This is a genomic window from Geodermatophilus sp. URMC 61 (assembly GCF_052931555.1).
Map to the genome: position 1 here is coordinate 741,004 of NZ_JBRFHZ010000002.1, position 14,248 is coordinate 755,251.

General features: G+C 71.8%; 15 protein-coding genes and 1 pseudogene. 7 read left to right on the forward strand and 9 right to left on the reverse strand.

Annotation, left to right across the window (positions count from 1 at the left end):
• Positions 1–1,305: 1,305 nt before the first annotated feature.
• The 4 genes from ACU610_RS03490 to ACU610_RS03505 form a co-directional block, all read right to left on the reverse strand.
• Positions 1,306–2,226: an IS110 family transposase gene (locus tag ACU610_RS03490; protein ID WP_446766326.1), complete on the reverse strand. Its 921-nt coding sequence runs from the start codon at positions 2,224–2,226 to the stop codon at positions 1,306–1,308.
• Positions 2,227–2,376 carry a hypothetical protein gene (locus ACU610_RS03495; protein ID WP_446766327.1) on the reverse strand — a complete coding sequence of 50 codons (150 nt, stop codon included), beginning with the start codon at positions 2,374–2,376 and terminating at the stop codon, positions 2,227–2,229.
• Positions 2,373–2,561 (reverse strand): hypothetical protein, encoded by a 189-nt coding sequence (locus ACU610_RS03500; protein WP_446766328.1) that lies wholly within the window; start codon positions 2,559–2,561, stop codon positions 2,373–2,375. The genes ACU610_RS03495 and ACU610_RS03500 overlap by 4 nt, the downstream gene beginning before the upstream one ends.
• A gap of 373 nt (positions 2,562–2,934) precedes the next feature.
• The gene (locus ACU610_RS03505) at positions 2,935–3,681 is read right to left on the reverse strand and encodes an ANTAR domain-containing protein (RefSeq protein WP_446766329.1); all 747 of its coding nucleotides are present in this window, start codon (positions 3,679–3,681) and stop codon (positions 2,935–2,937) included.
• 382 nt (positions 3,682–4,063) lie between these two features.
• On the opposite strand from ACU610_RS03505, the gene ACU610_RS03510 reads away from it, so the two are divergent.
• From ACU610_RS03510 to ACU610_RS03520, 3 genes are all read left to right on the forward strand, one after another.
• On the forward strand, positions 4,064–4,936 hold the full coding sequence (locus tag ACU610_RS03510; RefSeq protein WP_446766330.1) for an alpha/beta fold hydrolase: 873 nt from the start codon (positions 4,064–4,066) through the stop codon (positions 4,934–4,936).
• A gap of 89 nt (positions 4,937–5,025) precedes the next feature.
• Positions 5,026–5,430: a VOC family protein gene (locus tag ACU610_RS03515; RefSeq protein WP_446766331.1), complete on the forward strand. Its 405-nt coding sequence runs from the start codon at positions 5,026–5,028 to the stop codon at positions 5,428–5,430.
• Positions 5,427–5,708 (forward strand): winged helix-turn-helix transcriptional regulator, encoded by a 282-nt coding sequence (locus ACU610_RS03520; protein WP_446766332.1) that lies wholly within the window; start codon positions 5,427–5,429, stop codon positions 5,706–5,708. Before ACU610_RS03515 ends, ACU610_RS03520 begins: the two co-directional genes overlap by 4 nt.
• Before the next feature lie 68 nt (positions 5,709–5,776).
• Here the strand turns inward: ACU610_RS03520 and ACU610_RS03525 are convergent, their stop codons facing one another.
• From ACU610_RS03525 to ACU610_RS03540, 4 genes and pseudogenes are all read right to left on the reverse strand, one after another.
• Positions 5,777–6,013, reverse strand: a complete 237-nt coding sequence (locus ACU610_RS03525; protein ID WP_446766333.1) for an IS3 family transposase — start codon at positions 6,011–6,013, stop codon at positions 5,777–5,779.
• A 64-nt stretch (positions 6,014–6,077) separates the two neighbouring features.
• Positions 6,078–7,469 (reverse strand): IS30 family transposase, encoded by a 1,392-nt coding sequence (locus ACU610_RS03530; RefSeq protein WP_446765689.1) that lies wholly within the window; start codon positions 7,467–7,469, stop codon positions 6,078–6,080.
• A gap of 61 nt (positions 7,470–7,530) precedes the next feature.
• Positions 7,531–8,118: pseudogene (locus ACU610_RS03535) on the reverse strand (IS3 family transposase); the annotation flags it as partial.
• Positions 8,119–8,130: 12 nt separating this feature from the next.
• The gene (locus ACU610_RS03540) at positions 8,131–8,418 is read right to left on the reverse strand and encodes a transposase (RefSeq protein WP_446766334.1); all 288 of its coding nucleotides are present in this window, start codon (positions 8,416–8,418) and stop codon (positions 8,131–8,133) included.
• An 875-nt stretch (positions 8,419–9,293) separates the two neighbouring features.
• Between ACU610_RS03540 and ACU610_RS03545 the strand changes: the two genes are divergently transcribed.
• The 3 genes from ACU610_RS03545 (at position 9,294) to ACU610_RS03555 (ending at position 11,802) form a co-directional block, all read left to right on the forward strand.
• Positions 9,294–10,247 (forward strand): ATP-binding protein, encoded by a 954-nt coding sequence (locus ACU610_RS03545; RefSeq protein WP_446766335.1) that lies wholly within the window; start codon positions 9,294–9,296, stop codon positions 10,245–10,247.
• Positions 10,248–10,304: 57 nt separating this feature from the next.
• A complete protein-coding gene (locus ACU610_RS03550; protein ID WP_446766336.1) occupies positions 10,305–11,009 on the forward strand; it encodes a GAF and ANTAR domain-containing protein in 705 nt (234 codons plus the stop codon).
• 61 nt (positions 11,010–11,070) lie between these two features.
• Positions 11,071–11,802: a GAF and ANTAR domain-containing protein gene (locus tag ACU610_RS03555; RefSeq protein ID WP_446766337.1), complete on the forward strand. Its 732-nt coding sequence runs from the start codon at positions 11,071–11,073 to the stop codon at positions 11,800–11,802.
• Between the two features lie 166 nt (positions 11,803–11,968).
• On the opposite strand, the gene ACU610_RS03560 is transcribed toward ACU610_RS03555, so the two are convergent.
• Positions 11,969–12,340 carry an ANTAR domain-containing protein gene (locus tag ACU610_RS03560; protein ID WP_446770690.1) on the reverse strand — a complete coding sequence of 124 codons (372 nt, stop codon included), beginning with the start codon at positions 12,338–12,340 and terminating at the stop codon, positions 11,969–11,971.
• A gap of 743 nt (positions 12,341–13,083) precedes the next feature.
• Between ACU610_RS03560 and ACU610_RS03565 the strand changes: the two genes are divergently transcribed.
• Complete coding sequence (locus ACU610_RS03565; RefSeq protein ID WP_446766338.1) at positions 13,084–13,401, forward strand: hypothetical protein; 318 nt, start codon at positions 13,084–13,086, stop codon at positions 13,399–13,401.
• Positions 13,402–14,248: the final 847 nt, after the last annotated feature.

Below are 14,248 nucleotides of genomic sequence, written 5' to 3' on the forward strand. Positions count from 1 at the left end.
GACCGGTCCCGCACAGGTTCGAGCGAGTCGGTGACCGATGGCCCGGTGATGGGCACGGAGAGCTCACCGGCCCGGTCGAGCTCCTGGGGACTGCTGCCGCCGGGCCGGATCGCCGTCCCGCCGACGGCGAGGCCCCTCCATTGCCACAGGTGGCCGATGCCGGGAACAGTGCTCCCTCGGCCGGTCCGGGCGAGGGAGCACTGTCGTTCACGGGGGTCTCACAGCCCAGGTCGTCCTCGCTGCGGTCGAACGTGGACTGCCATCCCGGGTCGCCGGACGAGGGCGGCGCCAACCGCTCGGACCTCATCACTATTCGCGCAGACAGGGGCCGGAGGGGGAGCCGGCGGAGACGAGCCGGACACCGCTGCCCATCCCGCCGGATCGGGCGCTGGGACCGTCTGCCGCGGTGGCTCGCTGGGGCGGCAACCACGTCGTCGCCGACGGCCTCGGGCGACAGACGTCCCCGTGGGCGATCGACCGGGCTGTGAGCCCGGCGCGGTCGAGGACCGAGGGGCGACCCGAGGCGTTCCGGTTCCACGACCTCCGGCACCACCTGGCGTCCCTGCTGATCGGCAGCGGCCTGGACGTCAAGGTCGTTGAGCACCGCCACCGCACGGCTCGGCAGAGACGACGCTCGACACCTACGGGCACCTGTGGCCCGACGGCGACGAGTCCGCACGGGCAGCCGTGGGTGCGGTGCTGGCTGCTCGTGCGGACTCTGTGCGGACCAAGTCCGCTGACCTGCGGTAACCCGCAGGTCAGCGGCGGGTGAGACTCAGATGTCGTAGTACATCGCGAACTCCCCCCGCGTGATTGAGCACTTGTGGCTCTTCATTAATATGGGCTCTGACCTGGTCTTTCATGGTTGGCGACGTTTAGAGACGGATGGGTCTTGTTGAACCTTTTGGGGACTGGATGGGGACTGGCGGCAAGCTCCCCGGTGACGGCGCGGCGCGGGGTTGGCTGCCTTGACCCGTGGCTGCGGACCGGGATCCGGCTCGCACGTCGGCACGCCCGCGGTGTCGGCGATGCGCATCCCACCCGATCAGCGTGCCGGCTGCCTCGGTCGCGGGAAGGGCGCTTCGCGTCCCTTCGGGATCGGCCTGCGGCCGACCCTTCCCCCGACCAGCGGCAGCCGGTCCGGGCGGGTTGTGGGAAGCGCAGGGGAGTGCGGACGGCGGACGTCTGTCAGTGGGTGGTCCCGTGTGGCCCGGAAGCTCACTCACCGGGAACCGTCGTCCCGACGGGGATCCCCTAGCGACTGTCTCTAAGGGCGGCTAGTCCGAAAATGTCCGGAGCTCCTGGTCAGGCCGCGGGGTTGAGGGTCACCGAGTAGCCGAGGGCCTGCAGTTCGCGGACGTGCTGGCGGACCTTGCGTTCGGGATTGGTGCGGGCGGCGTAGTAGTCCGGGCCGAGGTCGACGAACTGCGCCTGCTCGTCGGAGAGCAGCGCCCAGGCGATGACGAGGATCGAGCGTCCGATCGCGACGATGGCGCGGTTCTTGCCGCGGCGGCGGGCGATCCGCCGATACCTCTCGCCAAGGAAGGTGTCGGTGCGGCCTGCACTGACCGCGGCCTCGCCGAGGATCCGCGCCAGGTAAGGGTTGCCGTGTCCGCTGCCGGCGTGGCCCTTCGGCCGGCCGGCGGACTCACTCACCCCCGGCGCGAAGCGGGCCCAGGAGGCCAGATGGCCCGGGGTCGGAAAGCGGCTCATGTCGGTGCCGATCTCGGCGAGGATCATCTGCGCGGCGACCGGCCCGACCCCGGGAATCGCATCCAGCCGGGCCACCGCGGGCGCCAGCTCGCCCATCTGGGCGTCGATTCGCGCCTGCACGGTGGCGATGTCGGCGGTGATGCCGTCGACCCGGCGCAGCATCTGGGTCAGCAGGAACCCGTGGTGCTCGGTGAACCGGCCGGTCAGCGCCTCGGTCAGCCGGGCGGTCTTCGACCGCAGGCTGCCGCGGGCGAGGTCGGCCAGTACCGCGGGGTCCCGCTCGCCGGCGATCAGCGCGGCCATGATCGCCCGCCCGGAGGCGCCGAACGGGTCGCTGACCACGACCGAGAGCTTGATCAGCGCGTCCTCGAGCAGCTTCTCCACCCGCTGCTTCTCCGCGGTGCGGGCGGCCAGCAGGTCGACGCGGTAGCGGGTCAGATCGCGCAGGACCCGGATCGCCGGCGGCGGCACGAAGCTGGGCCGCAGCATCTGCCGCTCGGCCACCTTGCACATCTACACCGCATCCAGCCGATCGGTCTTGGGCCGCCCGGGTAGGTGCTTGACGTCGTGGGCGTTGACCAGCCAGGTCTCGAAGCGGTCCTCCAGCAGGTAGAACGGCGCCCGCCAGTAGTCGCTGGTCGCCTCCATGACCACCCGGCTCACCCCGAGGCCGGCCAGCCAGTCGCCCAGCGCCAGCAGCGCGGGGTCATCGTGCTGACTGTGCGGACCTCCTGCATCCGCCGCCCGCCCGGGCCGGGCACCCGGGCGCAGCACACCACCTCGGCCTTGCCCACATCCAGCACCGCCACCCGCTCGATGATCTCGGCCTCGTCGGTCTCGACCCGCATCGCTCTTGCCTCCACACCTCGAACGGACTTCGAGGCGGCCACCCGTGGGGGCTGCAGGGGAACGGCGAATCTAGTCCTCGTGCTCGAAGCACACGTATCGGCCCACAGCACAGCTCCCGGCGCCCGACTTCAGGACGGCCTCGCAGGACCAAGCCACCACGACGTCAACGGGCGGCCGCAGATCATTTTCAGGCCGGACCGGCGCTCCCCGGGAGGGGAGACCCAGGACTTCAAGGACACCAGGAGGGCGGCCCCGCCGCCCCTGTTCTGGAGCGGCGGGGCCTGACCGCAACGGACCCCGCGGAATCCGCTGCGGCTGCTCGTGTCTCCGCAGGCCTCCGGCTCTGGGCGACTCGGTGAGTGGTGGACGACGTCAGCGCGTCCCGGAGAACCAGTTCCCCGGGGGCAGCTCGCCGGTGTGCACCAGGTCGTCGGCGACCGTCCGCAGCTTGCGGTTGGTCTTCATCGACATCTGCGCCAGGACCTGGAACGCCTGGTTGGCGGTGAGCTTGTGGCGGTCCATCAGGATGCCTTTGGCCTGATCGATGATCCCCCGGGTCTCCAGCGCCGCCTGCAGGTTGGTGATCTCTTTGCGGGCGGCGTGGTAGGTGTGCAGGTTGCCGGCGGCGACCGCGGCGTAGGGGGCGAACCGTGTGGCCGCGGTCCGGCTGTCCTCGTCGAAGGCGTTCGGCCGGCGGGCGTAGATGTTCAGCGCGCCGGTGACGTCGTCGGCGTCGATGGCCAGCGGCACGGACAGGGAGCTGAGGGCGCCGTGCTCGACGGCCCGTGGCATGTAGTCCGGCCAGCGCCCGTCGGTGCGGGTGTCGGCGACTTCGGTCAGCTCGCCGGTGCGGGCGGCGTGCAGGCACGGGCCGTGGTCGCGGTCGTACTGGGTCTCGTCCAGGTCGGTGGCCAGCTGCCCGGTGGAGGCCACCGTCGTCGGCTGTCTCTCGACGAGCAGCGACACCGAGGACTCCGGGTTGCCGGGCATCACCGTCTTGGTCGAGTCGGCGATCAGCTGCAGCAACTCCTCCATCGACACCGTGCGCAGGGACAGCGACCCGAGGCGCTCGAGCGCCTGCACGGCGGAAGTGGGTGAGGAGGTCTGGTCACTGGCCACGGCGGGCCCCCGGTCTGTTCATACCGAAGGTGGTGACCTCGGCCGCGGCCCTCGATCTGGGGGCCGTGCATGAGACGCCGGCTGTGTGACGTGTCATCGACGCCGAGCGGTCCGGCGTCATGGCTGACGCTACTCCCGTGGGCGGCCTTCCGGGCTCTGAGGTGTCCCTGAGTGGGCCGCTCAAGGACGCCCCGGTTACTGCGGCAGGCGGAGGTCCCAGTCCTCCTCGTAGGCCGAGACGAGCCAGCCGTCGCAGTGGTCGACGTGTGGCTCGCGAGACCGCCGACGAGGCGGGCGACGCCGTGCTCTCCGACGCTCTCGCGAGCGGAGGATCTGTGACACGACGGATGCGAGCAGCGCCCACCCCTCGGATGATGCCTGCATGCCGACCACCGCCAGCTTCCCGTCCCCGGCCGACGGGCTCGCCATCGCCACGTACGAATGGGACGACGTCACGGGCGGCCCCGTCGGGGTGGTCCAGCTGGTGCACGGGTTGGCCGAGCACGGGCCCCGCTACGACCGGTTCGCCCGGGCCTTGAACGCGGCCGGGTTCCTGGTGTCGGCCGCCGACAACCGTGGCCACGGAGCGTCGGTGTCCGAGGATGTCTCGCTGGGCAGCTTCGGCGCGGCCGGGGTCGAGGGCTTCGTGGCCGACATCGGCGCGCACGCGCGCCTGCTGGCCTCGCAGCATCCGGACGTGCCGCTGTTCGCCTTCGCCCACTCGCTCGGCTCGATGGGCATGCAGATCGCACTCCTGGCCGAGCCGGTCCGCTACGGCGGCGTGGTGCTCAGCGGCTCGACGACCCTCGACGGCCTCGGCGGCGTCCTCGCCGGCCTACCCGCCGACCAGCCGGGGCTGGCGGCGTTCAACGCCGGCTTCGAGCCGCGCACCGGCTTCGAATGGCTCAGCCGCGACCCCGCAGAGGTCGACGCTTACGTGGCCGACCCGCTGTGCGGGTTCCCCACCGAGGACGCGATCATCGGCGGCGTCCTGGGGCAGGCCGAGCACACCGCCGAGCCGTCACAGATCCGACCGGACCTGCCGCTCCTGCTGATCTCCGGCGACCGGGACCCGGTCGGCGGCCCGGGCGGGAGCAATGTCATGGCACTGGCCGACCGCTACCGCTCGGCCGGGCTCACCGACGTCACGGCCACTCTCTACCCCGACGCCCGGCACGAACTGGTCAACGAGACCATCCGCGACGAGGTCACCGCCGACGTCATCGGCTGGCTCCGGGCGCACCTGCCGGGCTGACGAGCCTGGTGGCTCCCTATGAACACGACCCAACCTGAGCGCGCGGCCCGAACTTGACATCGCACTTGCATTTTGCAAGTGTCGCCCGCATGAGCCTCTTCATCACCTGCCCGGTCGAGAGCGTCGAGCGCGCGACCGCCTTCTACACCGCCCTCGGCTGGACCCTCAACGCCGAGATGTCCGATCACAACGTGTCCTGCTTCGCGATCGCGCCCGAGCAGTACGTCATGCTCGGCAGCCGCGAGATGTACGCGAGCGTCGGCGGCGTCGAGGAGCTGGTCGGCGGACCCCACACGCCCTCCAAGGTCACGGTCTCGTTCGATCTGGGCAGCCGGGAGGCGGTCGACGAGCTCACCGAGCGCGCCGGCGCCGCCGGCGGGCGGATCGGTGACACCGACGACTACCCCTTCATGTACCAGCGCCAGTTCGACGACCTCGACGGCTACCACTACTCGCCGTTCTGGATGAAGCCGGACGCCGATCCGACCGCGTGAGCGACCTCGCCGCGGCCCTCGAGATTGTCGGAGCCCGGTGGGCCCTGCTCATCGTGGAGCGGCTGCTTGACGGGCCGCAGCGATACGGCGATCTGCAGCGCGACCTCGGAGTGCCCACGAACATGCTCGCGACCCGCCTGCGCGAGCTCGAAGCGGCCGGCGTACTGACCCGTCTGCCGCTCCGGCACAACACTCGGGCCTACGCGCTGACCGATCGCGGGCTTGCCTTACGCGAGGCGATCGTCGCGCTCGCACGCTGGGGCGCCGAGCAGGCCTAGGTGTGGCGCGGAGTCGCGACGTGGAGTTGACCCGCCTGCGTGGACACCTCGTTGCTGCGGTCTGAGGCTCAGGCCGCGGTGGTGCGAGTGTGCCGCGCTTCGAACGCCGCCGGGGCCAGGTGGCCGAGAGCCGAATGCCGTCGACGCGGGTTGTAGAACGTCTCCAGGTAGTCGAAGACCGCGAGCTTGGCCTCGCGTCGAGTGGCGAACCGGCCGCCGGGCTGCCGGTCGAACAGCTCGCACTCCAGCGTGGCGAACACGCTCTCGGCCAGGGCGTCGTCGAAGCAATCAGCGACGCTGCCCATGCTGGCCAGCGCACCGTGGCGGCGCAGCTCCCGCTCGAGGGCGTGGGAGCTGTACTCCCTGGGCTCAACCGGTCGTTACAACACCCGCTTGGTGGAGCAACCGTAGTTGCTCGTCTAGGACCTCGGCCGGGGTCTTCCAGTCGAGGACCTTCCGGGGCCTGCTGTTGACCGCGGCCTGCACGGCGAGCAGGTCCTCGAGGTCCCAGCGGGAGAGGTCGGTGCCCTTGGGGAAGTACTGGCGCAGCAGGCCGTTGGTGTTCTCGTTCGTGCCGCGCTGCCAGGGCGAGTGCGGGTCGGCGAAGTAGACGGCGATGCCGGTGTCGACCGTGAACTGTGCGTGCGCGGAGAGCTCCTTGCCGCGGTCCCAGGTCAGTGAGCGCAGCAGCTCGGCGGGCATCGTGGCCATCGTCGCCTGCAACGCGTCCTTCATCGCGACGGCGCCGTAGCCGCCGAGGGCAGGTCCGTTCTTGACCGGTGGGACGGTGCCGTAGCCCTCCAGACGCGGCAGGTGAACCAGCAGCGTGTAGCGGCTGGTGCGCTCGACCACGGTGCCGATCGCCGACCGGTTCAGCCCGATGATCAGGTCGCCCTCCCAGTGCCCGGGGACCGCGCGGTCCTCGGCCTCGGCCGGCCGCTCGCTGAGCACGACCTCGGCGGTGACGTGACCCTGCGGCCTGTTGCGTGAGCGCTCGCGGGGCTTGCGCAGCGCCCGCCCGGTCCGCAGGCAGGCCACCAGCTCGCGCTTGAGCGCGCCGCGCCCTTCGATGTAGAGCGCCTGGTAGATCGCCTCGTGGCTGATGCGCATGTCCGCATCGTCGGGGAAGTCGATGACGAGCCGTCGGCTGATCTGCTCCGGGCTCCAGGCCGTCGCCCAGCGACGGTCGGCACGATGGGGCTTGTTCAAGCCCTTCCAGGTCGTCGGCGGGCCCGCGGCGACCGTCCCGTCGGGCCGCTGCAACTGCCCACTGAGCCGGGTCTGGACGTACTCCTGCAGCCGCGGATCGCTCGCCAGCTTCGCCGTTTTGGGGCGCCGAGCAGCGGTCTGCGCCTTCCACTGCGCGACCGTCGCCCGGTACTCGATTCGGCCGCTGCGGGTCGCGGCGTTGCGTCGCAGCTCGCGCGAGATCGTGCCGGGATCGCGCTTGAGCTTACGAGCGATCGCCCGGACTCCGAGACCCTTCGCGTTCAGCAGAGCGAGGTTCTCACGCTCGTGAAACGACAGGTAGCGGCCGGTGGGCTCGGCCAGGCTCAGCGGCGGCATGCCGCCAGCGTGACGAAACCAGCGCGACGCGACGGGCGTGGACACGCCGACCTCGAGCCCGGCGTCCTCGGTGCGCTTGCCCTGCGCGATCAAGCGCCAGAACGCGCGCTCCACATGCCGGGCCGGCATCGGCCGGCCCGGTGAGCGCATCGCGGGCCGCAAAGCCCGATCCGCTTGCTGCTGACGTCGCACCATCGAACACCTCCGTGATCACGGGGTGTTGCGACGACCGATTGAGTCCGCCCTCGCCGCCGCGGTCGCTGTGGTGGATCACGCCGGGCACCCGGCCGCCGCGGCGGTGCGCCGCCATGGCCACGGCGTCAACGACCAGGTCGGTCTTGCGGTCAGAGGCCATCGACCAGCCGATCACCATCCGGCTGAACACGTCGGTGACGCAGGCCAGGTAGAGCCAGCCCGGCACGGTCGGCACATAGGTGACATCGGCCACCCACAGCTGATTCGGGGCCGTCGCGACGAACTTGCGGTCGACCCGGTCCGGCGCCGCCTCGGCCCTCGGGTCGGACCGGGTGGCGGAGAACGGTCGCTTGCGCCGGTGACAGCCGACGATCTCGGCCTGGCGCATCAGCCGGGCGACGCGTTTGCGGCCCATGCGCACGCCGGCCTCGGCGAGCTCGGCGTGGATCCGCGGCGCGCCGTAGACCTGCCGGTTCTCATCGAAGGCGGTGCGGATCTGGGTGGTCAGTACCTCGTCGGCGACCGCTCTGGCCGAGGGCGGTCGGCGCAGCCAGGCGTAGAAGCCCGAGCGGCTGACCCTCAGCAGCCGGCACAGCGCGGCGACGTCGTGGTGGGCCTTCTCCCGATCGATGAAGGCGAACCGCGTCACCTCGTCGACTCCTCACACGTTGAAGGCCGCCGCTTTTTTCAAGATCTCGCGCTCGTTCCTGAGCCTGGCGTTCTCCCGGCGCAGCCGGGTCAGCTCGGCGCGTTCCTCGGCGGTCAACGGCAGCAGCCCACCGCTGTCGGGCTCACCCCGATCGGCGCGGTCGGCTCTCACCCAGTTGCCCAGCGTCGTGTCGTTCATCTGCAGGTCACGAGCGACCTCAGCGACCGTCTTGCCGGTCGCCCGGACCAGCTCCACGGCCTGCTCCCGGAACTCCGGTGAGTACTTGCTCGGTCGGCCCATCAGGACCCCTTCCTCGGGCTTGCAGCCCAAGCTCAGGGTGTCCACCGAAGCGGGTCAACTCCATAGCGCTCGTCGCCCATTTGGGCGCCAGCGGGCGGGTCGGCTTGCTCGATACCACCGAGGTCCGGGTGCGCCGCCCGGCGGCCCATCGACCCGGTCGCCATCGGTTCGTCTCCGGGAAGGCCGGGGGCTAACGCGGTGAAGGCGCTGGTCCTCACCGACCCTGATGGGCGGCTGCTGTTGATGGGCGGTCGCCGGCGCCCAGCTCACCGGAGACCGACGGTTGCTCGCTCTGGCCCAGGTGGCCGAGGCGGAGTTTCTGCGCTGCGCCTGCGACCGACCCGGGGCACGGGACCGCCTACGCCTCCACCACCCCCGAGTCCGCACGACGGGCTGCACGGCCATCGAGGCCGTCTTCCGTGTGATGACCTCCTCATGCGAGCCGCGGTGGCGGCGCCCGACGCCCTGTGATGTGACGGCGCGAGCCACGCTGGATGGGGGTTGGTGCAGTGCCGGCACGATCCCGGTGATGCGCTGTGCCCGGCCCCCGCTGCTCAGCCCTGCCGTACCTACCGTGACGCCGGGTGCCGGGAGGTCACCTGACGCGTAGGCTTCATCCTGGGAGCGGCTGCAGCCGCTCATGGGTGGCCCCGGACCCGGCGACCTCACCGGTTTTCTGGGGAGAGTTCCGTGCGCGCCTCCGTTGCCTCCACCGTCGTGAGCCCTGCGTCAGGTCCACCGATTCGCGGCGGGACCCGCCGTCCGTCGTCGCCACGAGATCGCGGCACCCGGTGGCAGGCACCACCCGGGCCCCTGCGCGCCCACCGGCTGGACGCCCACGGCGTCGCGCGGACCGGCGGCGCCGGGAGGACACGGTGATCACCCGACGGCAGGTCCGCGCCGTGTTGGCCGACGGGGGGCAGGTGGTCGACGGCGCCGGTCACCCCGTGGGCCGCATCGTGCACGTGCACCTGGATGTGCGGACGGTCGAGCCTGGTTACGTGATCGTCGCCTGCGCTCTGTGCGACGGGGTCGCGGTCGTCCCGCTCACGCGGGCACGGTTGCTCAGCGGGTGCGTCCACGTGCCCTACAGCGCGGCCGACGTGTGCGGCGCTCCTCGCGCGGACGGGTCCGCCTTGCGCCTCGACCCGCGGCAGGTGGAGGAGCTCGACCGGTACTACGCACGCCTGCACGACGGCGCCCTGGTGCCGCCGAACGGGGACGGCGACGGGGGCAGGGTCGCGAGCTTCGCGCTGGCGCCGGCCGAGGCGGGGACGCCGGCGGCGGCCGGCAACGGGCCTCGGCGGGTGAACGGCGCGACACCCGGATCCCTTCCCGTTGATGCCGGGCTGGATCTCCACGCCGGCTACGACGGCCGCCCCGCCTACCCGGCCACCCCCGTCGGGCCCTGGCCGCCGGTGTCCACGTCCTCGGCCGGACCGCCGTGGTGGCAGCGCCGGCAGTGGCGCTGGCCGTCGGTCCTCACCTCGGTGCGGGCGATGCGGTTGGAGCTGCGCCCGCTGTTGGACCTGACCGGCCTGCCCGACGGCGAGCTCCAGGACCTCATCTTGGCCGCCGGTGAGGCCGCCACCAACGCCGTCGAGCACGCCCGCCTGCCCGCCCCGCCGTGCTTCGACGTCCTCATCGAGGTCGGTGACGCCGGGGCCCGCATCGTGATCCAGGACCACGGTCGCTGGCGTGCCCCTGCCCAGGGGGGCGGCCGCGGCCGCGGCCTGTACCTGATGGGCGTCCTGGCAGAGGCGACGCTCACCGTCGGGCCAGGGGGCACGACGGTGGTCCTGCGCAACCGTCCGAGGTCCTCCGGCTGACCGGAGAGCCCCGCCGTCGGCGGAGAGCCCGGCGACGAGGCAGGTGAGGGGGTGGGCATGGCGTCGACACGGGTGGCCGAGATCCTCCGCGCGGCCTGGGCGGGGTCCCCCGACGGCACCGGCCTGCCGGCGAGCCTGGCAGCCGCCTGCGTCCGATCCCTCTCGGTGACCGGGGTGGGTCTGGCGCTGATGACCGATGACGGCCCGGCGGGGATCGTCGCCGCAACCGACGGTGCCGCGAGGGAGCTGGAGGAGCTGCAGTTCACCCTGGGCGAGGGCCCGTGCGTGGACGCCTCCGGGACCGGGCGTCCGGTGCTGCAGCCGGACCTCGCGGCGACGGCGCCGCTGCGCTGGCCGGCCTTCGCCGGAGGAGCGCTGGAGGCCGGCGTCCGCGCCGTCTTCGCGTTCCCGCTCCGGGTCGGCGCCATCCGGGTCGGCGTGCTGGACCTCTACCGGGACCGGGCCGGACCGCTGTCCGCCGACGAGCTCACCGAGGCCCTGTCGTTCGCCGACGCGGCGACGCTGGTTCTGCTGGACGCCCAAGCCGGGTCTCCGGTGTTGGTGCCGGTCCCGGTCCTCGACGACCGGGCCGAGGTGCACCAGGCGACGGGCGTGGTCTCCGTGCAGGCCGCGGTCGGCCTGGCCGAGGCTCTGGTCCTGCTCCGTGCGCGGGCCTTCGCCGACCCGCAGCCTCTCGGGGACCTGGCGCGGAAGGTCCTCGCTGGGACGGTGGACTTCCGGGAGGTCAGCGACAGTGGTTGACGGCACGGCGCGGTGGCCGGACACAGGATCGGACCCGGTCGACCGGGGCGGGAGGGCATGGATGGTGCGGGAACAACGCCTCGCGGCGGTCTTCGTCGAGCTCGCCGACACCCTGGTCGAGGAGTTCGACGTGGTGGACTTCCTGCAGACCCTGACCGAGCGCTGCGTCGAACTGGTCGACACCGACGCCGCCGGGCTGATGCTCGACGACCAGCGCGGCAACCTCCGGGTGATCGCCTACACCGACGAGTCCACCCGGCTGCTCGAGCTGTTCGAGCTGCAGAAGGCGGAGGGCCCCTGCCTGGACTGCTTCGCCACCGGTCAGGTCATCGCCAACGTCGACCTGACCGCCTCGCGGAGTCGGTGGCCGGTGTTCACCGAGGCGGCGCTGGAGTCCGGCTTCGCCTACAGCCACGCCCTGCCGCTGCGCCTGCGGCGGCAGGTGGTGGGCGCGCTGAACCTGTTCACCGTCGAGCGGCGAGCGCTCACCGGCGACCACCTCGCCGTCGCCCAGGGCATGGCCGACATCGCCACCATCGGCCTGCTGCACGAGCGGGCCCTGCGCGACCAGGTCGTGCTGGCCGAACAGTTGCAGACCGCGCTGCACAGCCGGATCGTGATCGAGCAGGCCAAAGGCGTGCTGTCGGCGCGGGCCGCGATCAGCGTGGGCGAGGCGTTCACCCGGATGCGGACCCACGCCCGGCGGACCGGTGAACCGCTGACCACCGTCGCCGAGGCCGTCGTGACCGGCGCGCTGGATGACGACCTCCAACCGGTGATCGACTCTGCGTGAGGAGAACCGGTTCTGCTGGCGGCACTTCGGGAGTGCCCGGCGGTACGGTCGCCCGCTGAACGTGTATCCAGAGGCGCCCGCGGCGTGCCCCCAGGTCGAGAGCCCTCGGGTCCCGATGGCTGTCGCCTGCAGTGCCGGCGACGAAGGCGCGGCGCCCGCGCCGAGGTCAGTCCCGGCCGCGCTGGACCTCGTCGACGAGATCTGCGGCGATGTCACGCAGCTTGCGGTTCGCCAGCTGGGACTGCTTGGCCAGCAGGTCGAACGCGGCATCGCCGGAGATGCCGTGGCGGCCCATGAGGATGCCCTTCGCCTGGTCGATGACCGCGCGGGACTCCAGCGCGCGTAGAGGCCGGCGTTGGCGACGGCGACCGCGGCGTAGCTGGCGAACGTGGTCGCCAGCTCCCGCGTCTGCTCGCGAAGGCGCCGTCCTCGGTGCCGTAGATGTTGAGCCCCCCGATGATCTGGCGCCGCGCGGGCAGGCCCACCGATAGCGTGTGCGTGATGCCCTGGCGCCGCGCCGTGCGGGCGAAGTCGGGATAGGCGGCGCTGTGGGCGGTGTCGTCGATGGGGATGATGCCGCCGGAGATCGCGGCGTCCATGCACGGGCCGAACCCGGCCTGGTACTGGCGTTCGTCGAGCTGGGAGGCCAGCGGCCCGGTGAAGGCCACGCTCTCCACCTCGCCGTCCGCCATGAGGGTCACCGACACCTCAGCGGCGCCGGGGATGGTCTGCTTCGCCAGCTCGGCCACCCGGGCCAGCGTCGCGGACAGCGGCTGCTCACCGAGCATGATCCTGCTCAGCTCGGCGAAGGAAGCGCGGGGGGTCGCGCGGCGGCTCGGCGCCGCCGGCATCGGGGGTGGACACGGCAGTTCTCGATTCGAGGGAGGACTGCGGTGTCGAACCTCGCGACAGTCCGAAGAGCGGCGTCGCCGACCGCGCACGAGAGAGAGGTCGGGATGGGAGCGGGAGGCCCCGCTGCTACAGGCTCGCCGTCCGCCGGTCCTCGGGACGGTGCCGACTCGCCGTGATCGTGGGACCGACGTGCTGCCCGTGACCCTACGCGCGTCCGGGCGCGCATCCGTCAGCGCACGCTCGGTCGCTGACGTCCCGGAGACCGTCGTCACGTTTCGGACACGCCCCAGCGGGGTATCAGAGATCGTCTTTCCCGGGCGCCGGAGCGCGTCAGCAGGGTGCTGGGCCGCCATTGCCGCCCCCGCTTCGTTTCCGTCGTCGAGCCCAGCCACGGCTCCGACCGACCGCTCCCCCCGTGAAGGGACCTCGGTGCCCGCCTCCGCTGCCATCTGCCCACTCACCCTCATCGCCTGGCGGTTGAGCGCCGTTCCCGCCCGCGACCTGTGGGCTGACTACACCGCGCTGGGCGGGAGCCGACCGCGCGCCGCGCTCGACGGGTACCTCGCCGGCACCGCTGACTGGAGCGCCGCCAAGCACAACGCCCTCGCCCAGGCCCTCAACGAGTGCCTGTGGGACCTCGGTCATGCGAGCCTGGCCCCCTACCGGGAGCTGCAGGATGACCGGAACTCGGTGACGCCGCAGATCCAGGAGGGACCGGATGCCCCGAGGGGGTCCGAGCCCAGCTGAGGACGCATCGACCTCGGCCCCGCAGCTCCTGATCTCCGTTCACACCCTGCCCTCACAGTCCAGCCCCATGATCGCTTCCGTGGCATCCGATCAGGCGAGTGGCGCGACGGCGAAGCCGCGGCGGGTGTGGCAGCGGCCGGCACAGGACAGCGCTGGCTCGCTGTGGACAACCCCGGTGCCTGGCAACGGGGTCAGGACGGCGCCATCGTCGGCGCAATCCGTACACCTGCGACGGCGGTGGAGGGCTGTCCGGCCTGCGGGCGGCGGGCAGTGCTCTGAGCGGCGCTCGTCGACCTGCCGTAGCGCTCAACAGGTTCGGGGAGAAGGCGCACAGGGCGACTCCTCGGTGTTCGGACGGCCCCAGCAGCGCGTCCTCGAGGCCGCCTTGTGTCCCTGAACGGCCCACTCGAACATCCCACGGTGCTGACCCGTCAAGCGGCGACTTCGTCGACTCCGCTGTGCCACGCGGTGGCCTCGTCGTAGCGACTGTGGTGGCGCAGGCAGCCGTCCAGGATGCCGATCAGTCGGTTGACCAGGGTGCGGAGGGCCCGATGTTGGGTGGCGCTGCGGGCGCGTTGTCGGTCGTAGTAAACCCGGGCTCCGGGTGAGACGCCCAGTGCGGTGAAGGCCTGGTGGTTGAGCGCGTCGGCGAGCCGTCGGTTAGGGGCATAGCGGGCCAGGACGATCCGCCGGGTGGCCGGGGCCCGAGTGACTGGGGGCTGTGCCGGAGTGGTTCTTGCGGGCCTTGGGGCCGGCGTAGCAGTGCCGGTCGTCGCCGAACTCGGCGAGCACCCGAGCGCCCGGAACCGGCCCGAGCCCGGGCTGGCTCAGGTACATCTCAGCGTCC